Annotated in this window: 22 protein-coding genes and 4 pseudogenes; 9 read left to right on the top strand and 17 right to left on the bottom strand. The window is 37.0% G+C overall.

What is annotated here, in order from left to right; genetic code table 11:
- Window positions 1-156 precede the first annotated feature (156 nt).
- Window positions 157-1,794, top strand: a complete 1,638-nt coding sequence (locus CN326_RS09395) for a peptide ABC transporter substrate-binding protein (RefSeq protein WP_098308579.1) — start codon at window positions 157-159, stop codon at window positions 1,792-1,794.
- A gap of 448 nt (window positions 1,795-2,242) precedes the next feature.
- On the opposite strand, the pseudogene CN326_RS24130 reads toward CN326_RS09395, so the two are convergent.
- The 8 genes and pseudogenes from CN326_RS24130 to CN326_RS09355 all read right to left on the bottom strand — a co-directional run.
- Window positions 2,243-2,338, bottom strand: a pseudogene (locus tag CN326_RS24130) (recombinase family protein); the annotation flags it as partial.
- A gap of 193 nt (window positions 2,339-2,531) precedes the next feature.
- Window positions 2,532-3,629 carry a HupE/UreJ family protein gene (locus tag CN326_RS09390; RefSeq protein ID WP_098308577.1) on the bottom strand — a complete coding sequence of 366 codons (1,098 nt, stop codon included), beginning with the start codon at window positions 3,627-3,629 and terminating at the stop codon, window positions 2,532-2,534.
- Window positions 3,630-3,726: 97 nt separating this feature from the next.
- Window positions 3,727-4,104 (bottom strand): S-layer homology domain-containing protein, encoded by a 378-nt coding sequence (locus CN326_RS09385; RefSeq protein ID WP_255258113.1) that lies wholly within the window; start codon window positions 4,102-4,104, stop codon window positions 3,727-3,729.
- A 269-nt stretch (window positions 4,105-4,373) separates the two neighbouring features.
- Window positions 4,374-7,568 carry a DUF7402 domain-containing protein gene (locus tag CN326_RS09375; RefSeq protein WP_218007845.1) on the bottom strand — a complete coding sequence of 1,065 codons (3,195 nt, stop codon included), beginning with the start codon at window positions 7,566-7,568 and terminating at the stop codon, window positions 4,374-4,376.
- A gap of 598 nt (window positions 7,569-8,166) precedes the next feature.
- Entirely contained in the window at window positions 8,167-8,490 is a 324-nt protein-coding gene (locus CN326_RS25035; RefSeq protein ID WP_255258112.1) for an abortive phage infection protein, read from the bottom strand.
- A gap of 21 nt (window positions 8,491-8,511) precedes the next feature.
- On the bottom strand, window positions 8,512-9,348 hold the full coding sequence (locus CN326_RS09365; RefSeq protein WP_098308574.1) for an alpha/beta fold hydrolase: 837 nt from the start codon (window positions 9,346-9,348) through the stop codon (window positions 8,512-8,514).
- A 171-nt stretch (window positions 9,349-9,519) separates the two neighbouring features.
- Window positions 9,520-9,969, bottom strand: a complete 450-nt coding sequence (locus CN326_RS09360) for an amidohydrolase family protein (protein WP_255258111.1) — start codon at window positions 9,967-9,969, stop codon at window positions 9,520-9,522.
- A gap of 40 nt (window positions 9,970-10,009) precedes the next feature.
- Entirely contained in the window at window positions 10,010-10,129 is a 120-nt protein-coding gene (locus tag CN326_RS09355; RefSeq protein WP_253629201.1) for a DUF1427 family protein, read from the bottom strand.
- A gap of 325 nt (window positions 10,130-10,454) precedes the next feature.
- Here CN326_RS09355 and CN326_RS09350 point away from each other — a divergent pair, with 325 nt between their 5' ends.
- From CN326_RS09350 to CN326_RS09330, 5 genes are all read left to right on the top strand, one after another.
- Window positions 10,455-11,012, top strand: a complete 558-nt coding sequence (locus CN326_RS09350; protein WP_098308572.1) for an NADPH-dependent FMN reductase — start codon at window positions 10,455-10,457, stop codon at window positions 11,010-11,012.
- A 203-nt stretch (window positions 11,013-11,215) separates the two neighbouring features.
- Complete coding sequence (gene ycaC, locus CN326_RS09345; protein ID WP_098308570.1) at window positions 11,216-11,860, top strand: isochorismate family cysteine hydrolase YcaC; 645 nt, start codon at window positions 11,216-11,218, stop codon at window positions 11,858-11,860.
- A 176-nt stretch (window positions 11,861-12,036) separates the two neighbouring features.
- Window positions 12,037-12,681: a hydrolase gene (locus CN326_RS09340; protein ID WP_098308568.1), complete on the top strand. Its 645-nt coding sequence runs from the start codon at window positions 12,037-12,039 to the stop codon at window positions 12,679-12,681.
- Window positions 12,678-13,271 carry an antibiotic biosynthesis monooxygenase gene (locus CN326_RS09335; RefSeq protein WP_098308566.1) on the top strand — a complete coding sequence of 198 codons (594 nt, stop codon included), beginning with the start codon at window positions 12,678-12,680 and terminating at the stop codon, window positions 13,269-13,271. Before CN326_RS09340 ends, CN326_RS09335 begins: the two co-directional genes overlap by 4 nt.
- Window positions 13,272-13,284: 13 nt before the next feature.
- Complete coding sequence (locus tag CN326_RS09330; RefSeq protein ID WP_141525012.1) at window positions 13,285-15,120, top strand: amidohydrolase; 1,836 nt, start codon at window positions 13,285-13,287, stop codon at window positions 15,118-15,120.
- A 196-nt stretch (window positions 15,121-15,316) separates the two neighbouring features.
- Here the strand turns inward: CN326_RS09330 and CN326_RS09325 are convergent.
- The 6 genes and pseudogenes from CN326_RS09325 to CN326_RS24575 all read right to left on the bottom strand — a co-directional run.
- Window positions 15,317-15,445: pseudogene (locus CN326_RS09325) on the bottom strand (DDE-type integrase/transposase/recombinase); the annotation flags it as partial.
- Between the two features lie 64 nt (window positions 15,446-15,509).
- Window positions 15,510-16,388 carry a LysR family transcriptional regulator gene (locus tag CN326_RS09320; protein WP_098308562.1) on the bottom strand — a complete coding sequence of 293 codons (879 nt, stop codon included), beginning with the start codon at window positions 16,386-16,388 and terminating at the stop codon, window positions 15,510-15,512.
- Window positions 16,389-16,441: 53 nt separating this feature from the next.
- Window positions 16,442-16,651 (bottom strand): annotated as a pseudogene (locus CN326_RS09315) (DMT family transporter); the annotation flags it as partial.
- A gap of 151 nt (window positions 16,652-16,802) precedes the next feature.
- A complete protein-coding gene (locus tag CN326_RS09310) occupies window positions 16,803-17,249 on the bottom strand; it encodes a MarR family winged helix-turn-helix transcriptional regulator (RefSeq protein ID WP_098308560.1) in 447 nt (148 codons plus the stop codon).
- Window positions 17,250-17,653: 404 nt separating this feature from the next.
- The gene (locus CN326_RS09305; RefSeq protein ID WP_098308558.1) at window positions 17,654-18,844 is read right to left on the bottom strand and encodes an MFS transporter; all 1,191 of its coding nucleotides are present in this window, start codon (window positions 18,842-18,844) and stop codon (window positions 17,654-17,656) included.
- Complete coding sequence (locus CN326_RS24575) at window positions 18,837-18,980, bottom strand: hypothetical protein (RefSeq protein ID WP_176524567.1); 144 nt, start codon at window positions 18,978-18,980, stop codon at window positions 18,837-18,839. Before CN326_RS24575 ends, CN326_RS09305 begins: the two co-directional genes overlap by 8 nt.
- Before the next feature lie 232 nt (window positions 18,981-19,212).
- On the opposite strand from CN326_RS24575, the gene CN326_RS09300 reads away from it, so the two are divergent.
- Complete coding sequence (locus CN326_RS09300; protein ID WP_176524565.1) at window positions 19,213-19,791, top strand: TetR/AcrR family transcriptional regulator; 579 nt, start codon at window positions 19,213-19,215, stop codon at window positions 19,789-19,791.
- A gap of 525 nt (window positions 19,792-20,316) precedes the next feature.
- Here the strand turns inward: CN326_RS09300 and CN326_RS25030 are convergent.
- Window positions 20,317-20,430 (bottom strand): annotated as a pseudogene (locus tag CN326_RS25030) (DUF6262 family protein); the annotation flags it as partial.
- A gap of 114 nt (window positions 20,431-20,544) precedes the next feature.
- On the opposite strand from CN326_RS25030, the gene CN326_RS09290 reads away from it, so the two are divergent.
- Window positions 20,545-20,970 carry a MarR family winged helix-turn-helix transcriptional regulator gene (locus tag CN326_RS09290; RefSeq protein WP_098308554.1) on the top strand — a complete coding sequence of 142 codons (426 nt, stop codon included), beginning with the start codon at window positions 20,545-20,547 and terminating at the stop codon, window positions 20,968-20,970.
- Window positions 20,971-20,973: 3 nt separating this feature from the next.
- A complete protein-coding gene (locus CN326_RS09285; protein WP_098308552.1) occupies window positions 20,974-22,011 on the top strand; it encodes a beta-carotene 15,15'-monooxygenase in 1,038 nt (345 codons plus the stop codon).
- Window positions 22,012-22,274: 263 nt separating this feature from the next.
- On the opposite strand, the gene CN326_RS09280 is transcribed toward CN326_RS09285, so the two are convergent.
- Both CN326_RS09280 and CN326_RS09275 read right to left on the bottom strand, forming a co-directional pair.
- Window positions 22,275-23,207: a response regulator gene (locus tag CN326_RS09280; RefSeq protein ID WP_098308550.1), complete on the bottom strand. Its 933-nt coding sequence runs from the start codon at window positions 23,205-23,207 to the stop codon at window positions 22,275-22,277.
- Window positions 23,208-23,211: 4 nt separating this feature from the next.
- On the bottom strand, window positions 23,212-24,522 hold the full coding sequence (locus CN326_RS09275) for an ATP-binding protein (RefSeq protein WP_141525011.1): 1,311 nt from the start codon (window positions 24,520-24,522) through the stop codon (window positions 23,212-23,214).
- Window positions 24,523-24,576 lie beyond the last annotated feature (54 nt).

Here is a 24,576-nt window from a genome sequence, read left to right as displayed (position 1 = left end):
AAGTGGGGGAGTATTCATATTTCATGTTCATTTCTTTTACTCTGCACGAACTATATCATACAATCCCTATAAGTTTTTATTAATCCTAAGTTTATTTTATTGAATTTTCAGAAATATAAGTTTATACTTATGGACAAATAAACAGGAGGACGAAAAATGCAACCAAAACTAAAACTGTCCATTGTTCTTATTCTTATGATTTCTATTATTTTATCAGCATGTAACCAAAACAAATCAGAAACAGCCACTACTCAAACGCAAGAAAAAAGAAAACCAGTTTTAAATATTGTAGAATCAGGCGAAATCTCAACTTTAGATTCTTCAATTGCCTCAGATGGCTTATCCTTTGGCGCTCTCAATAACGTCATGGAAGGCTTATACATGCCTGGCCTTGAGGGAAAGCCTGTACCTGGAGCTGCAGAATCTCATACAGTGAGTAAAGATGGATTAACCTATATATTTAAACTGCGTGATACGAAATGGTCAAACGGCGATCCTGTAACAGCTCATGATTTTGTGTATGCATGGAAACGTGCAGTAAACCCTGAAACAGCTTCAGAATATGTACAAATTCTATTTGATATTAAAAATGCGAAAAAAATTAATAAAAAAGAACTTCCTTTAAATGAATTAGGTGTAAAAGCACTCGATAACAAAACATTAGAAGTTCAACTTGAACATCCTGTTCCATACTTCCTTGGATTAATGGGATTTGCCACGTTTTATCCTTTAAATCAAAAGTTCGTAGAATCACAAGGGAAAAATTTCGGATTAGAAGCTAAAAATGCAATCTATAACGGACCATTCGTACTAAGTGAATGGAAACATGAACAAGAATATAAAATGACGAAAAATCCAAATTACTGGGATAATAAAAATGTAAAATTAGAAGAAATTAATGCTCATATCGTCAAAGATATTTCAACAGCTGTCAATCTATTTGAAGCAAAACAAGTAGACCGAGCAACTATTAACGCTGAATTCGTAGATAAATACAAAGATAGTGATAGCTTAAAAAAATTAGCACGACCAACAACAGTTTTCTTACGTTTCAATCAAAAAAATCAAGTTCTTGCAAATAAAAATGCGCGAAAAGCCATTAGCTTAGCTTTTGATAAAAAAGGCGTTGCTAATACAATTTTAAACAATGGTTCTATTCCAGCCAATGCACTCATTCCACAGGGATTTGTAAAAGGACCTGATAACAAAGATTTTCGCAGTACAAGTAATGTAAAAATAGAGACGAATGTTGCAGAAGCAAAAAAATTATGGGAACTTGCTAAAAAGGAATTAGGCACCCAAACTATAACATTAGAAATTTTAAGCACTGATGATTCAAATGATAAAAAGATTACTGAATTTTTAAAAGGTGAACTCGAAAAAAATTTACCAGGATTAAGCATTACATTAACGCAACTTCCTGTTAAAGTATATTTAGAACATGAATCTAAAGAGGATTACGAAATTTCCCTTTCTGGATGGGGTGCTGATTATCCAGACCCAATGACATTCTTAGATATGTTTATAACAGGTAGCTCATTTAACCGAATGAACTATTCCAATCCAAAATACGACGAGCTTATCCATAATGCTGGTTCTTCCCTACTAACAGATTTACCTGCTCGCTGGAAGGCTTTCCAAGATGCCGAAAAAATTCTCATAGAAGACGATACAGCCATTGCTCCTATTTATCAAGCTGGACTTGTGTATCTGGAACGACCATATGTGAAAGATGTTTGCATTAGACCTTTTGCTGGAGTGTATAGTTATAAATGGGCGTATATTAAACAGTAAGGGAAATTATCATTGTAACTAAATAAGAAAGTTGTTTAAAAAATATTATCAAGACCTAATTCGTAAAAAGTCATAAAAAATAAAGGGTGATACATATTAGTCATATATAATATGTATCACCCTTTTACTTCTTGTTCAACAATCGCGCCCTTTAATTGAATAACTAAAATGTAGGGGCTTTTTTATTATTTCTAATTTTAATTCAAGTAAAAAGAAGAGCTTCAGCAACTCGTGCCTGACCATTCGAACCTATTGTTCTAATTTAATGTTTTCTCTTGAATAATATTTAACTAGCATACTGAAGGTTCTTTTTAAAATTCCAGGAAAACGACTAGTAGGCAGCTGGCCTTTTCTCTACAAGGATACTGAAAAGATATAAGACAGACATAGTGATTTTGGCCACTTAATTATCCTGCGTTTCAAATTATTTAATTGAATCCTGCTAATATCATTTTATAAGTATCTTTCTTTTAGCTCGGATTAAGGTACTTTTAGAAATTCCGGTCATTTCCTCTACATGTCTATAAGAGTGGGTTTCTAATAATCCTCCAACACATACTGTGAACCCCGATCAGATAGGATCTCTTCACGAGCTGCCTGTCAGCTACGAGCCGACTAGGCTCTTACCTCGACCGGACTATACCAGCTAGTTGTGCCTGACTTGGCTAGACACGCAATAATAAAAAAGAGCTAGCAAAAATACCGCTAACTCTCGTATTGATCAATAAATAGCCTAATTACAATCTTTGAATCAACCAATAAAATGCCAGCACAAAAATAAGGCAAGACGTTGAGATCATCATTTTACGATACCAAGGGAACCTTCGTAGCCATATCAAGAGGGGCAGTACTAGGCATAAGATCAATAGTTGGCCTGTTTCCACACCTAAATTAAACATCAGGAGTGAGCCAATCAGATTTTCTTTTGGAAGTCCTGTTTCAGCTAAAGCCCCGGCGAAGCCCATACCGTGAATCAGGCCAAATATGGCTGTCAATATCCACCTCCATTTCGCCTTTTGAACAAACATATTTTCCACTGCCACATAACAGATCGTCAGGGCAATCAAGGCTTCGACCCAATGCGAACTGACCTGAATACGGTCGGTGGCCACCAAGAATAGTGTTATGCTGTGGGCGATTGTAAAAGCAGTAACAATTTTCAACGCATCCTTGAAGCGAGATGCGATTAATACTAAGGATAACAAAAACAACAAATGATCATAACCTGTCAAAATGTGTTCGATTCCAAGCTTAAAGTATTTCCACAAAACAGCGCCAATCTTAGGCTGGGGAACGTCGCTCAGATTATCACTTTTAGTGCTATCAATATGGGGAAGGTTGATCAGAATATCTCTATTAGTGCTATCAATCATATCCTGCTGAAAATATTCCCCTGCATGGACCATGAGTACACTCGTATGAGCAGGCGCATCGTCAAACACCAAATCGTAATGAAGATTAAATTGTTTGATTTCTTCATCGGCGATAAACTTCAGTTGAAATTCCATGCCTCTTACGGTACCCTTTTGCGCCATGTTCATCGAAACCAATTCCATCATTAAGGGCTTCGAATCCGCATCTATGCGAAGACCTTTCTGTAGATAGGATTCGATTTTTTGCTGGGCCAGTTCATCGTTCACCAGATTATCCAGGTCAGTACCGAATTTTGGAAACAAGTCTGTTTGTTCAATAAAAAGATCATAGAGAATCTCGTTCCCTTCAATGGTTAAATCCGAGTAATTCATATTTACGGAATGCGCAAGTGAAGTTGTGGCAGTCCCAAAAAATAATAAGATCATGATGATGAACATGGACAGAAATGAACGCTGCTTCATAGCGGAACCCCTTTTCATGAAATGTTAGTAATACAATCTGCAATATAGCTTATCCGGTTACGAACGTTCAATCTGCAACTTGAACATGTCGCTCGACTTATTTCAAGCTGTCCAAGAGTGTTTTTACTTGTGGGTTAAGGGTCAATGCGTTCAGAACGATCGTAAGTACCTCTGCGCGTGTGGAGTTGCCCTTCGGATCAAATAAGCCATTGCCCTTGCCGCTGATGATTCCCGCTTTTTCCGCATCCTTGACTTGGTTTGCTGCATAAGAGCTTGCGCTTGCTATATCCGCAAAGTTGCCCCTTTGGCAAGCATCTTTGTCCACTTTACTTAAGTCCACAATACGGGATAGAATAATAACCACTTTTTCACGGTTAATCGTTTTGTTCGGTTTGAACGTCCCGTCATCATATCCGGTAATCACTCCTGCGCTAGCAAGCTTCTCAATGGCGTCTTTACCCCCAGTGTCTGTCAATATCTTTCACAACAACCGACTGACAACAATTAGGTCAATTTCTACACCGACGGCGCCAGCGACTGTCACATTACATATGAAATATGAGCCGGTATCCCGTTGCAGAGCGAGGAAATGCAGCTTTAGTACACCTTGGGTACCATTAATCGTCCAAATAATGAGGGGGAGAAAATTGATCTCCCCCCGTTTCATTACCGATCCATCCTAAATGTCGCTAATGTGATGACACCTGTGTGAATTCAATACAATAAATTCTTTTAAGTTAGAAGCTAATTCTTTACAGTTTCTGTTTCAAGGACGCTAATCTCCGCAGCCGGAAGCGCCGGCGCGAAAATTTTCATTTCCGACAAACCGACATTTGGTCCACTTCCACCGGATACCTGGAATTTGACCCATGTCACCGTCTTTTCAGGGAAAGTTACAGAATAAGCGCTCCCGTCATTCGGGATTCCTGAAACCGTCACAGTGCTTCCGTCGCTAAAGGTAAGCGTTCCGCCGGGCGCCCAGTCATCTAAATTGGGCCGATCATTGAAGATAATCTTGTTGAACGTTTGATTCGTCGTCCAATTCAGCTGGATCCATGGATTCTGTTCTCCCTTGGACGCCCATTCGCCTCTACCCGATTGCCCTATGGTGCCATCGAACGCTTTGTCGGGAGAATAATCGGCATTGTAATACGATGAAGCGGTAACTGCGGCGGTCCACGCTGGGATCTTATTAACCGTTACTTTAATACTTGTTGTCAAAGGCACGTTATTGGGATTTTTCACCCCAGCTGGCAAAGTTACAGTTCCATTTACAGTAAAGGTCTGTGCAGTCTTTACAGTGGGATCATAGTTTGAAGCATCTACATTCCATGTCACATCGGCATCCACCCTGTTTTCTAGATCGGAAACCAAGGATACTGTCTTTGGCAATCCAAGGGCGTCCGCTGTCTTCGCCGTTCCGATTGCCACCCCTGTTATGTCAGCAGGCGTAGTGATGCTGTTTAAATTAACACTTTGAGCCTCAATGTCAATATCCTGTGACGAACGGTTATACATGGAATCGTCGGCGAATACCCTGAGTATATATGGAGTAGTCGGCGACAAATCTGTAAACTTATAATGTCTGTATTCATCGAATGGTTTGTCTAACGGCAGCGAAAGGCTGTTAAACGATTTGTCCACTTTCCCCGTGAGCTTGTTGATAAGCTGAATATTATATTCCAAAACGCGCACATTGTCTTTTGCTTGCTTTATTGTAAAAGCAAGTTCGTTGTTTTTGTAGGAATCGACCGTAATACCCTCTTCAAACTGCGGAGCTATGAGTTCTCTTATATCGCTCCTGCTATAGGTAAAGGCCTCTTTGCCTTCACCAACGACTTTTACAGAAGGTGTGCCTACATATTCATCTGTACTTAAATTATACTGTTTGATGATAATTTTTGAACCGTAAACCTCTATGAAATTCGCGATGCGAGGTGTGGTTTTGTAATTGATATACGAGCCTTCTATATATCCGCCGTACGGACCGTTATCAATATAGCTGGAATATGAACTCGCACCGCTGTCGAGATACGTAGCCGCACCTTGATAGTGAGAACGTTCGTCGGTCGGGTCGTATTGCGTATGACCTGACATATATACCACCTGCGAAAAATTATTGTCGGCAATATATTTACCTACATTATTACTTGCCGCGCTGCTCCATGCCGATCCCCACACGGTTCCGCTTATAGGGTAGTGAGAAGATACAAATATGGGTTTGGTTGGATCGTAATCCGCTTCTTTTTTAATTTGGTCAAGGAAATTTTTGGTTTTCCCCACCGTATTGTCGTTGTTATAATTTCCGTCAAAACCCACAAAATTATATCCTTTTACCTTTACCCTATAAGCACTATTAAAGAAATCGTTATCGTATGAATTCGTTGAGGCGTTCCACGCGCCCGCCGAACCGACAGGTATAAATTGTTCGGCGCCGCCCATATCATGGTTGCCTCTTACCATATAAAGCTTCGTATTGTCAAACAGACCCTCACCTTTAAGTTTATTGTATATGTCTGTGAGATTTTTCATCCACACATATTCATTGGCGTTGTTACCGCCGGTAACGTCGCCAGGAATAAAGAGTACGTCGGCCTGTGGGAATAGTCTCAGTTCTGTTCTGTAATCTTTTTCAATGCGCGCGATTGTTGCGGGATTAGCACTTACTTCCGGGTCGCTGTCCACAATCATATTTAAACCGGCGGGAGTTAATGTTTTATTGCTTTTTTGATAGATGAATATGGCGTTGTTTAGTTCACGTTCGTAATAATTGATGGTTTCCTGTGTATATAATTTTTCTTTTTGCGTTGTTGCAACCGTATTTGCCGTATTCAAGACCTTTTTCAAATGATCAAAATCGGTTTCGCTGAAGCCGTTGCCGAGACCGTCTGCTATTATTTTATTTGCTTCTGATATTTTGTCGTTAAGTGCCTTCATATCTACTTTATTTACAGCGTAACTATTATAATTCGCTTGAACTACATCACCGCTAAATGCACCTTTCCAAACATTAAGATCAGCTATATCGAATGAATTACCGCCATGTTTGCCCAATCCGTCGCTACCTATATTTAATGGGTTCGATGTATCTAAAGTTCCGACCCCCAGCGAAGTTTCAGTCATTTTGTAACCATCAATATACAACGATGCGAGCATTTTATCTCTGTCTACAACAAATGTCACGTAACGCCAATCGGAAGCATTAAACGTGTCGCGCCCAAATTTTACTGATGCGGTCGGGAATCCTAAATTCATATTGACCGAATTAGCTGATGTATAAATCGCCCAGCCTTCGTTAGAGCTCTTAGTAAAATCCTTGTTTGATAATATTACCTGATTATTGTTAGTGTCACCCTTATACCAGAAGGATGTGGTAAAACTGTCATTACCAAAATTCAAGCTATGCTTCGTACCGACATAATTGCCGTCTCCGCTTTCTAAGTGCAGAGCTTTGGTCCCTGGTAACACACCGTCTACATAACTATAATTTCCATTTGCTGTCAAATCCTCTTGATTTACATCGTCCTTTAAATTATTATCGAATTTCATCGATGCAATAAGGGGGTTGGCATTTAATACTGCGTTCGTGGGTAATGAAGTTTTTTTGTCACCATTTGATGGTAAACTAACTACAACGCGTAATTTTTTACCAATATCATTTAACGTTACGGTGTAGCTTTTGGATGTACCACCCGATTTGACATTAATATATTTATCGCTTATACGTGATTCCTGTACTTGCCATTGAAATGTGAGATTTTTGCCATCTGACCCATGACCCATGATTGCACTGGCGGTGATCGTTTGACCGTAAACTGGCTGCATATTGTCGATTTTGACGAGTTTGTCGTCCGATTCGTTTGCAAGTGCGTCTGTGGTGGTCGATAACATAACGAATATCATCGTGAATACGAGGGAAATAGATAATATTCTTTTCATTACAGAAAACCTCCATATTTTAAGTATTTTAAGAGTCTGTTCAAAAAGCTTGTAAAATTGAGTAAAAAAACAGAGCCGTAGTGAAACTTTGATGCGGAACTCATTGATTATATCAATCATGTCGACGACTCCATTGTGCTGGAGAAGGTCGCCCCGCTTTACAAGGATGGCGGGCATCCTCCCATCGATCGGGATGAGAGGAGATTTTTCGTCACGGAAATCCCCCTTTCGTTTCCAAAAATGGTACTTTTTTAATAGGCTCTTTTTGAATTGTAATGTAAAAATATTATATTTATATTTTCTCAGAGTTAATTTATTGTAAAGTATGAAAATTTAGATTTATGTAAAATAATGGTATTGTAGGTAAAAGTATCTAGTATATTCAAGGGAAACTTAATAGTTTATCAACCAAATATTTTATTTAAGGGGTACCGCCACATGTCCATCAAGCTAAGGTTTTGAAATATCCCCAAAACGAAAAAACGTTATTCTCTCTGTAGAAATATACAGGAAGAATAGCGTTTTTTGACCTCTTCTATTAAATGTGCATGCTATGTTTACACATGATGTGATGGCTTGTATTAACCCTTTATTATTACTAAAGTAGGAAGTATACCAAAATAACATGTCCCAAAGCGTGTGCAATCATCGCATATTGTAATCCCAGCTTCTGGTACATCCAACCAAAAGCCATTCCAAAAATGCTATTGAGTAAAAAGCAGCGTATCAGGATAAGGTTGTTCAGACCGCCAAACATCGTAATTGTTGCATTATTTTTAAATAGAAAAACGTTATCTTTTCTTGCAACAATATAAAAAAGATAACGTTTTTCTTTATTATGATAAAAGTTGATATTTAAGAGTGTAACTAATCGCTTACCAACAACCTTTTCAGAAAAGGTAAAATGCCCCTCTTCTATCAATTAACAACTATTCATTTGTAATCAGTCCTTTAAAAATGATAGCAGTGCTTCATTAAATTCTTTAGCATGTGTTGCATTTAACCCATGTGGACCACCCTTTATTAAAGCTACCTTAGAATTAGGAATTGCTTCATGTGTTAGCTTCCCACTATATTCAAATGGAACAGTTGCATCTGAATCACCATGAATAACAAGGGTAGGTATATTAAACTTGGCTAAATCTCCTCTGAAGTCCGTTTTGCTGAAAGCAGCGATACAATCTAGTGTTCCTTTAGGCGATGCACCCGCTGCAATATCCCTATTGTAAAGTCGGAATGGTTCACTGACTAAGTCAGTTCGATCTCCAGCAGCAAAAAATCCTCTCGTAAACTCATCAAGAAATGCTAGGCGATCACTTTTTACTCCATTTTCAAATCCTTGAATTGCTGCATCATCTAATACTCCCTCAGGATGATCTGCTGACTTGTAAAGAAATGGTGGTACAGCTCCTGCAAATACAGCCTTCTCTACTCTATTTGTTCCATAGTTTCCGATATAGCGAGCTACTTCTCCACCACCCATTGAAAATCCGACCAGTGTGACATCTTGGAGATCCATATGCTCTAGTAACAGATGTAAATCAGTAGCAAATGTATCATAGTCATAACCGTTCCATGGCTGAGAAGATTTCCCGAACCCTCGACGGTCATAAGTTATGACTCTGTATCCAGCCTCGACGAGAGCAGGAACTTGGTATTCCCAAGATCGACCACTTAATGGCCAACCGTGAATTAATACTACTGGCTTCCCTGTACCATGATCCTCATAATATAGCTCAATGGGTGCTTGATTTTCGGTTCCTACAGTAATTTTTGCCATTCTTCTACCTCCAAAAAATATTCTAATATATATTCTTTTCTTCAATAATCCGGATGAATCTCGTAACCTATTTATGCACGTTTATGTTGTGGACTCTAAGCATGAAACTCTATTGTTTCGATGAATTCATTTTCTGTTTTTGTAACAATTCCCCATCTAATACTTTTTTCATCATGAAATTAACCTAAAAGACGAAGCAATCCGATTAATTTCCTCTAAGGTCGGCATCCGTCGTTCCTGAAATTGAAACTCAGTCCACCTTCCAACTACTCGAACCCAATGAGGGGCGAGGGTTCGATCCACTTGTTTTTTCAACTTGCGCAAAGCATCAGCCACCGATGGAACTCCATCCCAACGTAGCTCTAAATTTAAATTTAATCCTCCACGTATGAGATGAATGTGGGAGTCATTTAATCCAGGAATTAGGAGTCGCTTATTTGCATCAATCACTTTAGTCGAAGACCCTTTGTATTGCATTACATTTGAATCGTTACCCACAGCTAAGAAACGGTCACCTCTAATCGCAACTGCTGTTGCCATCGGATTAGCTATGTCCATAGTCACAACATTTGCATTGTGAATCAATATTTCTGCCTCTAAAGTGTTTGTTTCATGCGACATAATCTAATTACCTCCTTATTAAATAACGTTATGTTAATAATCATTGATGGTTTAACCACATCTTAGTCCAAGGAACTAACCGTTCTCCTAAGAACATGCTAATTAGACCTATTAATCCTAGAATAGGAGGAGCAGGTCCCAGAATACGAAGTGTTTGCAAAAAAAGCCAAGGATGATACCTGTACCTAAAACTAATAAAGCAGAACAAATTAACTATCTTCCTTAAACAAATGGTCTTAATTGCTGAACATTCCTCATATTCAATTCTAATAACAAAAATAGGTGACTATCAATATTGTTCTATCTATAGAATGTATAGGTAAAACCAATCAATTTTATGGTAAAAATAACTATAGTTACCATCTATAGAAATTATAGATAATTTAGAATTGATTAATGAATTGGTTTTCAAATACTATAAATTTGTATAGCGCTTCATGTTCTGTGAATGCTGCTATAACTAATATAACGAAAGGAGGAAATATATGACTAAGACCATAGGCCTTATTTGTGGTAGTTTAAGAAAAAACTCTTATAATCGAATCATTGCTCAATCATTAACAGGGATGGATGATTCCCATCAATTTCGTTGGATCGAGATAAATGATCTACCTTTGTTCAATGAAGACTTAGAAATAAGTGTTCCAGAAACAGTGACATCATTTAAATCTGCTATTCAGGACGTTGACGGTATCATTATTGTAAGTCCAGAGTACAATTCTGGAATTCCAGGCGTATTAAAGAATGCATTGGACTGGGCATCAAGACCTCGGGAATCTGCTGTTCTTAGCAGAAAACCAGTTGGTTTAATTGGTGCAACTCCTGGGGGATTAGGTACTGTTTATGCTCAAATGCAAATCAGAGAAATACTAGAAGCCATGCAAGTTCATGTTATTCCATTTCAAAAAGTACTGATTTCCCAAGTACATGAAAAGATTGATTCCGATCAGAAAGTACTTACTGACGAACAAACAAAACGTTATCTTCAGCGTTATTTACAACAATTTATAAATTGGATAGATAAAGCTCCTATTTTAGATTAATAAAAGGAGATCAAGCATTTTAAAAAATTAGTCTAACTTTTTTCTGATTTTTAAGAAAATTATTGACGTGTCATAAGCTTATAGATAAATTAATTTTAACGGTCAGTTTAGTTATAAACTAATCGTAACAAACGAAGAAATTTATGATAATATTCCACTTTTTAAACTTTCTTCGATTACTTAATTTTTAGGAGGAATACATAATGTCTGATCTCTATTCTCGTATTAACAAAGATGATGCTGTCGTTCTTTTAGTAGATCATCAAACTGGTCTTATGTCCGGACTAGTACGTGACTATGGTGTTGATGAATTCAAGAACAATGTTTTAGCTCTTGCTCACACTGCTAAGTTTTTTGATTTACCAGTTATTTTAACAACAAGCTTTGAAAACGGACCTAACGGACCTTTAATGCAAGAATTGGTTGATCTCTTTCCTCACGCACCAAAAATAGCTCGACCTGGACAAATTAACGCATGGGATAATGATGATTTTGTAAAAGCAATCGAAGAAACTGGAAAAAAACAACTTATCATCGCGGGCGTAGTTACGGATGTTTGCGTTGCTTTCCCGGCACTTTCCGCTATAAAAGCTGGATATGAAGTATTTGCTGTTACTGATGCTTCAGGAACTTTCAGTAAACAAGTTGCAGATGCTGCCAATACGCGTATGGCACATAGTGGCGTGCAACTTATGAACTGGTTTAGCGTAGCGTGCGAATTACAACGCGATTGGCGCAACGATGTCGAAGGTTTTGGCAATTTGCTTGCTAGTAATCTTCCAGGTTATCAAAATATAATTGGAAGCTATATGGGAGCTCAGCGAGATCTTAGTAAACAAAATGCATAAATTTATTCCTAAGAAATAGCTATAAATCACTTTTTTTAAAAGTGGATAGTATAAATTTAGCGCTGATTTAATCAGCGCTCCCTTTTAAATTAAGAAGTATAGCAAGCTTTTATTTTTACGATTACAGCTGAAATTAACAGAAAATATAATTGTTTCAAAAAAAGGAGTGTTTTATTATGAGTAATTTAGAATTGTTAACCCCGGAGAACAGTGCATTAATTTTGATCGATTTTCAGCCTCAAATGACTTTTGGGGTTGCAAGCATTGACAGACAAACATTGATTAATAACGTTATGCTGCTTGCTAAATCAGCAAAAGCTTTTAACGTACCTACTATTCTTACTACAGTTGAAACACGCAGCTTTTCTGGTTATTTTTGGCCACAAATTCTTGACATATTACCAAACCATGAAATTATAGAACGTAGTTCAATGAACTCTTGGGAAGATTCAAAATTTGTTGAGGCAGTTAAAGCAACAGGTAGAAAGAAATTGATATTTGCAGCACTTTGGACTGAAGTTTGCCTTGCATTCCCTGTGCTTGAAGCAATTAAAGCTGGCTATGAAGTTTATGCAGTTGATGATGCTTCAGGTGGTACTAGTTTGACAGCACATAATGCTGCTATGCGTCGTGTAGAACAAGCTGGAGCAATTCCAGTGACAGCAATTCAAGTTTTACTTGAATACCAACGTGATTGGGCACGCAAAGACACTTATGATGCTGTTATGGAAATTGTAAAAGAACACACTGGCGCTTATGGTCAAGGCGTGGAATACGCATATACTATGGTACATGGCGCGCTTCCAAGCAGGAAAATATGAAACAAGAAAGAGTAACTGTCGGAGAAACTCATACAGGGAACACGATGGATGCTGGCGGTGCAGTAACAACGATTGTTACATGGGAAATTCAAGAAGGTAGAGAAAAACAGTTTGAAACATGGAGACATGAAATCGAAGCTGCCGCTACTAAATTTCCAGGGCATTTAGGCGTAAATCTAATAGTCCCCAATAACGGATCCAGGGAGTATACTGTTATTTTTCGCTTTGATACGTATGAGCATCTACGTGCTTGGCAAGAATCAGATATTCGTCGAGATTTGTTAAAAAAGGCAGAACAATTTCAAGCTACTAATCCAACTTACAAAACTGAAAGCAGTTTGGCTTATTGGTTTGTTACTCCGAAAACGCCAGTTCCACCGCCAAAATGGAAAATGTCTATTGTTACCCTTCTGGGTGTATGGCCTCTTAGCATGTTGGTTCCTAAAGTGATAGGACCTATTATAAAAAATATGAATCCTATTATGTCAGCTTTTTTTGTTTCTGTATGTATAGTGTCCTTACTATCATGGGTAGTCATGCCGATTCTCGGTAAAACATTTCATCCATGGTTACAGAATAATAGGAAGTAGATGAGGTGTGAACATGAATTTACCGGATATGATCTTATATAACGGAAAAATCACTACCCTTGACCCATCTCAGCCTGAGGTATCGGCTATCGCCATAACTGATGGTTTAGTCACTGCAGTAGGTGGAGATGAGCTTCTTGATAGTGCCACAGAAAAAACCCAAAAAATAGACCTTAAAAGAAAGAGAGCTATTCCGGGCTTGAATGACTCTCATATACACGTTATTCGTGGAGGTCTTCATTATAATATGGAATTGCGCTGGGAAGGTGTGCCATCACTTGCTATTGCTCTGGAAATGCTCAGAGAGCAGGCAAGGCGTACACCTGCTCCTCAGTGGGTAAGAGTAGTTGGAGGTTGGTCTGAATTTCAATTTAAAGAGAGACGGATGCCAACTTTGGAAGAGATTAATGCTGTTTCTGAAGACACGCCTGTCTTTGTGCTACATCTTTACGATAGAGCACTTGTAAATCGTGCAGGGCTGCGTGCACTGGGATACACAAAAGATACCCCAGACCCTCCAGGCTGTTTAATTGAGCGGGATAAACGAGGTAATCCAACGGGGCTTTTAATTGCCAATCCTAACGCTTCTATTCTTTATTCAAGTTTGGGTAGAGCTCCAGTACTTAATTTTGACGACCAGATTAACTCAACTCGCCATTTTATGCGCGAATTAAATAGATTAGGTATTACAAGTGCCATTGACGCAGGTGGTGGGTTCCAAAATTATCCTGATGATTACAAAGTTGTTGAACATTTAGCCGAGAAGGAACAATTAACTTTGCGTATTGCGTATAATCTATTTACGCAAAATCCAAATCATGAATATGAAGACTTTGCTTCATGGGCAAAAATTGTTTCTCCGGGTCAAGGAAATGATAAGTATAAAATGAATGGTGCCGGAGAAATGTTAGTATTCTCGGCAGCCGATTTTGAAAAATTTCAAATGCCGCGGCCCGAACTAGCTACGGTGATGGAAGCTGACTTAAAGAAAGTAATTTCTCTATTGGTGGAAAACCGTTGGCCATTCCGTTTACATGCAACTTATGACGAGTCAATAACACGTTTCTTAAATGTTTTTGAGGAAGTCAACAGAGAAATTCCTTTTAATGGTCTACGCTGGTGGTTTGATCATGCAGAAACAATCTCAGATCGTAGTATGGAACGTGTTAAGGCTTTAAATGGCGGTATCGCCATCCAAGACCGCATGGCTTTCCAAGGTGAATACTTTGTTGATTTATACGGAAAAGAAGCTGCAAAGCGTACTCCTCCGATTTATCGTATGCTAGACCTGGGTATACCTGTTGGCGCCGGTAGTGATGCAACCAGGGTTTCCAGCTATAACCCTTGGGTTGCTCTTTACTGGATGGTTGCCGGAAAAACCATTGGTGGTCTTTCGATATACGATAAAAAAAATAAACTTGACAGAAAAGTAGCCCTGGAACTATATTCCAAAGGAAGTGCGTGGTTCTCTGGTGATGAAGGTAAAAAGGGAACCCTTGCAGTAGGTCAGTTTGCTGATATTGCTGTATTGTCTGCTGACTACTTTACTGTGCCGGAAGAAGAAATCAAAGACCTTGAATCATTACTCACCATTATGGGTGGGCAGGTTGTTTATGGAAATGATGAATTTAAAAATTTGTCACCTGAATTGCCGCCAGCATCACCTGATTGGGCACCGACGGGAGTTTATGGTTATGGTGGTGCTAACCTAGCCCACAATATACTTTCTCACGATGCCCATGATCACAAGTTACATAGTTGCAGTAACCCTCTCCATCAACACACTCATACCGTAATAGGAAAAGATGGAACTAAATGGGGTATTGGTTGTACTTGCTTTGCTTTCTAAGTCAGAACCACCGGTCTAATGCCGGTGGTTTTCTTTCTACAATAAGGGTTTGGGACCGAGGACGGACCCAAATAGTAATGGTATTAAGATCATATGCATGACTGCTAATCTCAAAATAATAGATGTAGCCGTGTCAAGAGACTTGAATCTTAACATTGGAAGGACTCAGCTCTTAATAAAATGAGGAACAGGCGCATATGAAAAGATACTTGGCTAATTTGATTTTTCCATTTTTCCTTAAATAAAAGTCAATGGTATTCCCTTTTGAATCGACTGCACCATACATATACATCCACCGCCCTTTGACTTTAATATAGATCTCATCCCAAGATTTATAGATTATTTTCAATTTTCCTGAAATTTTCACACTAGAATCATTATTGTATCTATTATACTGATACTTTTTCAGGATCATTTAACTTCTGCATAAAGATACGTGCTGCAAAACTTAAAAATTTATCATCAAAGTGAATAAGATTAATATCTTGACTTGGTGTTGGATCAACAATACGAACTATGCTCAAGGAATCATTATTAACAAAATCAACCAGTGAGAGTGGTATTATGGCAACCCCATGTCCATTGCATACAAGACTCAATAGAGAAATAGAAGATTTTGTTTCTATATTTGCCTCAGATAAAGATAACCCTAAATTTTCACAATATATCTTAATTGATTCACGACAACTGCTTGAAGCCATTATTCTACTCAGCCCTACTAATTCTCGAAAAGAAACAAATGATTTTTCATTCAAAGGATGATTTTTTGGAACCACAAGGACGAGCTCTTCCCTATACAAAAGAGTGCTTATTAATGTGTCTGGAGTTTGAAAACTACGTGTGATCCCTATATCAATATTTTTTTCAACGATTTGATTTACAGCAACTTCTGATTCTATGATTTTTACTAAGATGTTGGGATAGTGTTGTTGAAATTGCATAATATAAGGTGTTAAATAGGTGAGGTCCTCTAATAACCCTCCTATAGTAATCACACCTCTTTTCACACCCTTTAATTCAAAGATCTCATTATGAACCTCGTCAAATAGCTGCATGATAAATTTACCTTTATCAAATAGTAACTTACCTGCTTCTGTAATTTTGATACCTCTTCCAACTCGATGAAATAAAGGTGTATCAAGTTCACCTTCTAACACACGTATTTGTTGACTTAAAGTCGGCTGTGAAATACCTAGAACTTCCGCAGCTTTAGTAAAACTACCATTATTACAAACTTGAATAAAATACTCTAAATGGCGTAATTCCATTGTTGACACCCACTCTCAGCTTTTATTAAAGATTCACTCTTAAAAGAACACTTAGCCCCCGCACTATATAAGTAGAGCGGGATTCCTTTATGAATCTTAATTTTTAATTTTCTCACTAGTAAAATGATAATAACCGCAATCAATCCAACAATGTGAATAAGAACGCTGGCTTTATAGTTTCCTATAACTTCTGATAAGATGCCGTTTAATGGGATTATAAGTGCGATGAGAGCACCAATAAGTGCGGAAAGTAATTTATACATACCGCTTCTCCCTTGCATTTTTAAGGTTAATTTATCATGATTAGATTAACGAGTATTATGACATATGTCATAATCCAGAGGGGATTTTTTACTTTTATTCAATTTATATTTAATTAGGATATTACTAATTCGAGATATATGTTCAAAAAATTTATAGTTCTTGCGCATAATATCCTAATTTTTTCAACTGTTCGATTATCACTTTTTTCTCACTAGAGTCCAAACCACCAAATATTTGCCGAATCGCCTCTTTATGCTGAGGGAAAATAGTATCCATCAATTCAATACCTTCTGAAGTAATTGACGCATACGTGACACGGCGGTCTTTAGGACATGGTTTTCGTATTAAGAACCTCTTCTTTTCCAACTTATCAACTACATACGTGATACTGCTACTTGCAAGTAATATTTTGTCTCCAATTTTTTGTATAGGCTGATCGCCTTTATTGTATAGTAACTCAAGAACTGCAAATTCAGTTGGATTAAGTCCATAACTTTTTATATCTTCTTCAATACGCTTTGTGATTGACTGTACTGCTCGTGATAATATAACAAATAACTTTAAAGATAAATTCTCATCATTATTAATCACACTCATAATCACCAATCCTTTGTAAAATATTTCTAATTCGAGATTTATTATATGATCGTCAAAATATTATGTCAATAATTCATTTTAGTTTTATCAAACCACTTATAATTTATTTCTCAACATGAGACGTATGGAATCGTAATAAGTCAATTGGTAATATATAGACATCTCAATTACGTTATTTCTTTTAAAGAGAGCTTGTTTTTTGACACAAGCTCTTTTTTTATCATAGTCTACATAGAATTCAGACATATTTTACATGGTGAGTTTTGTCCCCTTACAGCGATAGAGACAAAAAATCTGGTTCTGGTGCAAAAAGCTCAAAACAATTGCAATTAATCTCTAAAGCTTGGACATACCAAAACTTAAGCAGTCAGACGAATCCTGACTGCTTAAGTTTAATTAAAGAACTATTTCTCTGTGGCAAAATAAAACAGTGCTATGATTGGAAAAGCGATTCCCATCCATAATGCTGCACTCCATCCCCCTGAGGCGTATGCCCATCCTCCGATAGAGGATCCAACAGCACCACCCAAAAAGAAAATAGCCATGAATAATCCGTTTAATCGACTACGAATTTCTGGCTCCAAAGAGAAAATCAAACGTTGACTAAGCACAAGATTTGCGGATACTCCCATGTCCAACAGAATAGCTGCAACTACTAAAACAGCTATTCCAACGGGCGAACTACTCTGAATCATGAGTGGTAGTAATAAAGAAACGATAACAACAGCGAGAGCTATCCCAGTGGCAAGCCGAGTCCATCCGCGATCAGCTAGACGGCCACCTACTGGCGCAGCTATCGCACCCGCAATTCCGACAAGAGCATACAGTGCTATATCTTTCTGAGAAAAATGAAAAGTAGGGCTAGACAATAATAACGGAACAGTAGTCCAGAATAAGCTGAAAGTCCCGAATACACACGCATGATAAATTGCGCGACGGCGTAAGATCGGGGTAGTTCGCAGTAGTTTCCACATTGAACCGAGTAAGGCCGTATAGTTTGTGTTTGCCATTGGCCTCCTAGTAGGGAGTACTTTTGATAATATGATCGCTAAGAGAAGAATTACTGCCGCAGACAAGGCAAATATTGCATTCCATCCCCAAATGTCAGCTACTAGGCTTGATATCGGACGTGACAGCATGATGCCAAGTAACAGACCACTCATGACATTACCAACAACGCGACCGCGTGTAGCTTCTGATGCAAGGTATGACGCAAAAGGTACGAGAACTTGTGCTGCGACCGATCCCAATCCGATGAAGAATGAAGCCACTAGGAAAAGAATTCCGTGTTTCACAAATACTGTGGCAGTCAGGGCGACTGTACTTAGAAGTAAAGATATAACTACTAGCTTTCGGTTTTCAACAATATCTCCTAAAGGCACAAGAAATAGTAAGCCGACAACATATCCAATTTGAGTTAGCGTTACAATCAATCCAGCACTACTAGTAGAAAGTCCAATTGCAGAGCTAATTAACCCAACCAAGGGCTGTGCATAATAAAGATTAGCTACAATGATACCACATGCAGTTGCTAGAAGTATGGTTAACCCCGTTGAAATATCTTTATCAATTGTTTGATTTTTTAAATTAGACATAGTTAACTCCTCCTATACCATTATCCCGAAGTTCTTGGATCATCTTGGCAAATGCTGCCGCAGTGTCAGACGCCATTTTACTAAATTGAGTCTGAACTGCATCCAACTCTTCTTTCAAGACTTTCAATTGTGCCATCTCTCCCCTCTCTTTTCCCATGTATTATTGTAATAAGTTCTTGTGGAGTCTTAGGCTTAGTTGCATCAGTTAACATCGTAAGATTTTTTAGCTATTAAATACTAAACGTTTAGTTCATTAATTAAAATAAATAATATACTAAACGTTCAGTTTTGTAAATAGGTTATTTTATTTTGTATTCAAATTAAGTATACTAAACGTATAGTTTATATTTTTGAAAGGAATGATTAATGTGCAAAGTAAAAGAGGTCGGCCGCGTAATGTCGAAACGCATAAGTCTATCCTTTCCGCATCCTATGAGTTATTGTTGGAAAAGGGCTTTAAAGCGGTCACGGTCGATAAAATTGCAGATCGTGCTAAAGTTAGCAAGGCCACGATTTATAAATGGTGGCCTAACAAGGCAGCTGTGGTAATGGATGGTTTTCTTTCTGCTACCGCTGCCAAGTTGCCTGTGCCTGATACGGGCTCGGCATTAAATGATATTCTAATTCACGCCACGAGTTTAGCCAGGTTTTTGACAAGTCGGGAAGGGATCATTATTACGGAGTTAGTAGGCGAAGGGCAGTTTGATTCAAAATTGGCTAAGGAATATCGTACCCGATATTTTCAGCCCCGGCGACTCCAAGCTAAGCATCTTCTGGAGAAGGGAATTCAGAGAGGAGAATTGAAAGAAACTCTCGATATTGAAGTAAGCATCGATCTCATTTACGGGCCGATTTTCTATCGTTTGCTCGTAACTGGCGAAAAGTTGGATGATTCCTATGTGCATCATTTGGTGATGAATGCATTTGAAGGAATCCGATTGACCTGAATAACATTCGAACAAAAATTTATTTACCATGAAATTGCCGATTCTCCACTCTCTCGATATAAACCGTCATGACCTTTCATCACTTTAATATAGCTGAGCGATATCGACCACCGGAGAATCAAAGAGCACTTTTTGAATCTATACCTGACCGATAAACTGGGTTTCCAACCACATTAATGAATTGGATAGTGTGAATTTAGAGAGTATTGAGGAGCATTATATTTTACGGATACAAATTTATCTTAAGTTGATGGGCATGGGGTACCGCCAACATTTCGGAAATTTTGTACGCTAAGCGAATTTTAACCTAAAAAAAGTCGAATTCCTGTACGCTAAGGAACCGACTTTTTTAGATTGGCTTGTTCAACTATCCTGCTCCGTTAGTTTAAGTACATTCCTTCACAATATTATCTATATATTAACATGAATATCCAGTCTTCTTTAAAGTTGTTGTTCAATTATATGGCCCGATTGTGGAAAAACAAGAGCTTTTTTGTCCCACTAAATAAGATCTGCCTTATCAAACTAGAACTTTTTATAAACCTCCGCGTATACACTTTTCAATTGCTCACGTAATTTTTTATTTTCTTCCTCTAACTTCTTATCCTTACGTTTAAGCGATTCAATAAGAGCCTCCTTTTATTATACAACAAACGCGAAAACATTCTGATTATTAACATTTATTCTATGTACTTTTAATTTAGTTTACTTTATAGTTAAGTTAACTTAATTATTAAGCGAGGTGTTTTATGTATGAAAAATGATCTTATTCAACAAATTAACAGTTTACAAAATCATTTAAACGTTCAATTAGCAAGTAGATTTGAGCATAAAATTGATAATCAACTTACAGCTAAGCAAGTTTTATTATTAGAGCTAATCCGGATAGGTATCACTTCAACGAAAGATTTAGCTACCCAATTGAATATTTCAACGAGTGCAGTTAGTCAACTTCTTAATAAATTAGAAACAAAAGAATACATTACCCGCAATATTAATAAAGAAAATCGTCGTGAAATCATATTAAAATTGGCGATAAAAGGCGAGCGGTATTTCGAAGAATTGCAAATGCTCGAAGATGAAATCAATCACAATGTTTATGGACAGCTACCCTTAGAAGACTTGAAACATTTGGTCCGTATACTTGAAAAATTAAATACGATTGTAAAAGGGGAATAATCTATGTATGTGATTAAAAGAGGAAAGTACATTTGGTTATTATTGCTTTTCGCTATTTTTTGTAGTAATTATATGCTCTATCACACGCAAATAGGAAATAATCTTCTCCCACCAGAAACAAATATGGTAGTATTAGGGTCATTATTAGACCTAATTATTATGTTGCCTTTATTCTTTATGTTGTATAGCAAGAAGTTTTCTGTAAAAACAGCGATTATTTTATCAGCGACAGGATGTATATTAGCTAGGTTTCTAATTCCAAATCATCTTTTAGAACCATTTGTAGCTATTACTTGGGCTGGAATTGTAATAGAGGCTGCGTTAATCATCTTTGAAATTATATTAATTGTTACATTTGTTCGTTACATGCCAAAAATCGTGAGAAAGGTGAAAATGAGCAAATTACCGGTAGTTTTTTCTTTCCCACATGCAATTGATGACTATGTAAAGAAAAATTCAATTATCCATGTGATTTGTTCAGAGGTGATGATGTTTTATTATGCTTTCTTCAGCTGGGAAAAGGCGCCACCTACAGGTATAACACTATATAAAAGTTCAAGTTACATAGCATTTCAAATCATGATGATTCATGCAATTGTTATTGAAACATTAGGTTTCCATTGGTGGCTTCATGATAAATCGATGGTTATTTCGATCATCTTATTAGTTCTTAATATTTATTCTGTAATTTTTTTCTTAGCGGATATTCAAGCTATTCGATTAAATCCAATTTATATAAACAATGGATCTATGTTTCTCTCTCTTGGATTATTAAAGCGTACAGAAATTCAATTTAAAAATATTGAGTGTATTATCGAAGATCCAGCGATTCTAGAAAGTAAGTTATCGAAAGATACGATTGATTTTATTGTACGAGATTTTGAAAAAGTTTATCCAGACATGATTTTAAAAATGAAAAAACCTGTAAGAGCAACACTATTTATGGGAATTCAAAAAGAATATTCACAAATAGCTATTCGTTCTGACAATCCAACACAACTTAAAGAAATTATTTTAAATAAAATAAGAATAAAAACCTAGATTTTTAAAATAGTCTATTAAACTATCTATTTGAGCTGCTGGTCCTTCTTGAATAGAACCAAAATAAAAAATCCATATTTTCTTTTAGATAACTAACTTTAAAGAGCCTTGCTACATAAAAATTGTAGGAAGGCTCTGATTTTTTTAGCTAAAAATTAAACGACCTTATTAGCTCTATATAATCCTTATATATACATAAAGATGTTTGCTACAAACGAGCAAACATCTTTTCTTTCAGCATTCTTTCTCAGAACAGTATTCACTTAGTCTACTTCGGTCAACCGCTTCGCTTCAAAATATAATACTTGAATAAATTTCTTCGTATTAATTCTCGTATGTCCAGATGGGGCTGGTTCATCTTTTGTCAGTTCTGTCATACGTTTTCGTATAATTGTAAAATCAAAAAATTTCGGAGCATAGCTTTCAAACTTCGGATTTGAAAAATCTGTTAAACCGAGAGAAGCTAAATGATTTAACGATTGATAAATCGCTCGGCGTACCCGTTGTTCAGAAGCTTTTCTTTCTTTATCAACCTCCGCTTCCGAAGCCGTTTCTCCTAATTTTTTAACGGTAATATGTTGAAAAATATCTTTTAATGCTGGGAATCCATACTCAAAGGTTTCTTTCTTTTCTTGCCCAAATAAATATTCTAACATACTCAGTAAATCTTTACTTCCGTTCTCTCCGGCAATTCCGAGTTCCGATAATAAATACTGGCCCGAATCAATAATTTTTTTCTCTTCTAACTGTGGTTCACTTCGTAAACCAGGCTTCTCCCACTGAAATACATTATTCAATGATTTTTGAATATCTTGAATGGATCGTTCTAAACGAATACGTTCTATTACTTTTCGTACAACCGACACAACTTCAATTTTATTAAGAGGTTTTGTAATATAATACTCTACCCCAAGGGAGTAAGCTTCACCAATTAATTGCTTTGATTCTACTTGAGAGATCATAACCACTTTTCCTGCAAATGACGGGGCAATGTTTCGAACAGTTTCAATCCCATCTCGAAGGGGCATTAATAAGTCAATAAATAATATATCTACTTTTTTAAAATTCAATTGATCTCCTTCTATGAAAGCACCATCTTCTGCTTCTCCTACTATTTCTCCAAGGTCTTCATCTTCAATGATTTGTGATAGCATAGAACGAAATACTTCGTCATCATCTACGATGTAATAAAACATCCCCTCACCCTTCCTTAGTCAGACTAGACTCCGGCAGTCTCACAATAAACTTGCAGCCTCTTTCATTGTCTCCGTCTTGTAGTATAACCTCTCCTCCGAGTTCCGTCACCATCTCTTTTATATAAGACAGTCCAATTCCTGTTGATGGCGTTCCTGTTTGATCATACTTTGAGGTAAAACCAGGCTTAAATACTAGCTCCTTATATTTTACTGGGATTCCCGGACCATCATCCATCACTTCAAATATGACGAACGCATCCCTCTTCTTTACATGAATTGTAATGGCACCAGTGCTATCAACTGCCTCTACAGCATTGGCAACTAAATTATTTAAAATCGACAAAACAGTGTATACATGATACTGCGTATGCTCCCCTTCTAAACGTTTAGAAAATGATATTTCTTTCTCTAATAACTGCGCATACTTCTCGTTAATTCTTATAATCATTTCTATTAGTTCATTTCCATTTATATATTCTGAAAGATTTTTATCTAAAAGAAGTTTGGATAACCCCGCAAAAATTCTTTGATTATCTTTTTTTATTTCGTGTACTTCCCCTGCAATTTTCAGCGCCTTTTTACTATACGCTTCTATATCATTTTCAGTGTTTCCTACTTTTTTCTGTTGTAAGTTCCGATATAGTTGATACGCTTCTTGTGTGATTATTTCCGCATTTTGCAGCGTTTTCTTCAAATGAACAGATTCCACATACAAATTAGAAAGATGCATAAACATCTTTTCATTTTCTTTCCGAACCTGAGCTTCTTTTAATTTTGTTTCATATAAATTCATCATATTTAAAAAACCAAGAGCAAAAAAGCTCCGAAAAATAGCAATGATAATAATTTTATTGAATTCTGAAACTGTAACCATCGTGCCAAGCACAAAAACATGATAGAAAGCAAGTTCTGACATACTCGAGATAATTTCAATCGTTATCCCAAAACATCCAATGATAAATGGTTTTTGGTGAAATCTGTTTACTTTACATAGTGAAAAAAGACTTCCATAAACGAGATAGTAAAAAAAGACTGGGTAACGCATAGAAAAGGAGGTTGAAAAATGAAAAGAACCTTGCAGCATCCAGTCAAGACCAATGCGAAATGTTACAACAGCCGCACCAACAAGTAAACCTGCTAAAGCAGCTGGAATTTTCCTTAAAAATAATAATAAAAAGAAAAAAATTGGTGTTCCAAAGCTAACACGAAACGTATCATTAAATGGATGAAAATTCAGTTCTCCAGCTATCGGAACAATCAAAATTGCAAGGATTAAAATTGAAAAATCTTTCTTCCATAATTGGTGCCAGCTCAAATATGCCACTTCCTATTATTTAGTATTCTTATTTTGACTCGTAATATTGAAACA

The organism is Bacillus sp. AFS018417, from assembly GCF_002560985.1.
Taxonomy (GTDB): domain Bacteria; phylum Bacillota; class Bacilli; order Bacillales; family Bacillaceae_G; genus Bacillus_A; species Bacillus_A rhizoplanae.
The sequence above is the reverse complement of the archived record's forward strand: the minus strand, read 5'-3'. Positions and strand labels throughout refer to the sequence as shown.

Coding starts and splice junctions, on each gene's coding strand:
- CN326_RS09395 (WP_098308579.1), top strand. CDS start 157: ATGCAACCAAAACTAAAACTGTCCATTGTTCTTATTCTTATGATTTCT.
- CN326_RS09390 (WP_098308577.1), bottom strand. CDS start 3,629: ATGAAGCAGCGTTCATTTCTGTCCATGTTCATCATCATGATCTTATTA.
- CN326_RS09375 (WP_218007845.1), bottom strand. CDS start 7,568: ATGAAAAGAATATTATCTATTTCCCTCGTATTCACGATGATATTCGTT.
- CN326_RS09365 (WP_098308574.1), bottom strand. CDS start 9,348: ATGGCAAAAATTACTGTAGGAACCGAAAATCAAGCACCCATTGAGCTA.
- CN326_RS09360 (WP_255258111.1), bottom strand. CDS start 9,969: ATGTCGCATGAAACAAACACTTTAGAGGCAGAAATATTGATTCACAAT.
- CN326_RS09350 (WP_098308572.1), top strand. CDS start 10,455: ATGACTAAGACCATAGGCCTTATTTGTGGTAGTTTAAGAAAAAACTCT.
- ycaC (WP_098308570.1), top strand. CDS start 11,216: ATGTCTGATCTCTATTCTCGTATTAACAAAGATGATGCTGTCGTTCTT.
- CN326_RS09340 (WP_098308568.1), top strand. CDS start 12,037: ATGAGTAATTTAGAATTGTTAACCCCGGAGAACAGTGCATTAATTTTG.
- CN326_RS09335 (WP_098308566.1), top strand. CDS start 12,678: ATGAAACAAGAAAGAGTAACTGTCGGAGAAACTCATACAGGGAACACG.
- CN326_RS09330 (WP_141525012.1), top strand. CDS start 13,285: ATGAATTTACCGGATATGATCTTATATAACGGAAAAATCACTACCCTT.
- CN326_RS09320 (WP_098308562.1), bottom strand. CDS start 16,388: ATGGAATTACGCCATTTAGAGTATTTTATTCAAGTTTGTAATAATGGT.
- CN326_RS09310 (WP_098308560.1), bottom strand. CDS start 17,249: ATGAGTGTGATTAATAATGATGAGAATTTATCTTTAAAGTTATTTGTT.
- CN326_RS09305 (WP_098308558.1), bottom strand. CDS start 18,844: ATGTCTAATTTAAAAAATCAAACAATTGATAAAGATATTTCAACGGGG.
- CN326_RS24575 (WP_176524567.1), bottom strand. CDS start 18,980: ATGGCACAATTGAAAGTCTTGAAAGAAGAGTTGGATGCAGTTCAGACT.
- CN326_RS09290 (WP_098308554.1), top strand. CDS start 20,545: ATGAAAAATGATCTTATTCAACAAATTAACAGTTTACAAAATCATTTA.
- CN326_RS09285 (WP_098308552.1), top strand. CDS start 20,974: ATGTATGTGATTAAAAGAGGAAAGTACATTTGGTTATTATTGCTTTTC.
- CN326_RS09280 (WP_098308550.1), bottom strand. CDS start 23,207: ATGTTTTATTACATCGTAGATGATGACGAAGTATTTCGTTCTATGCTA.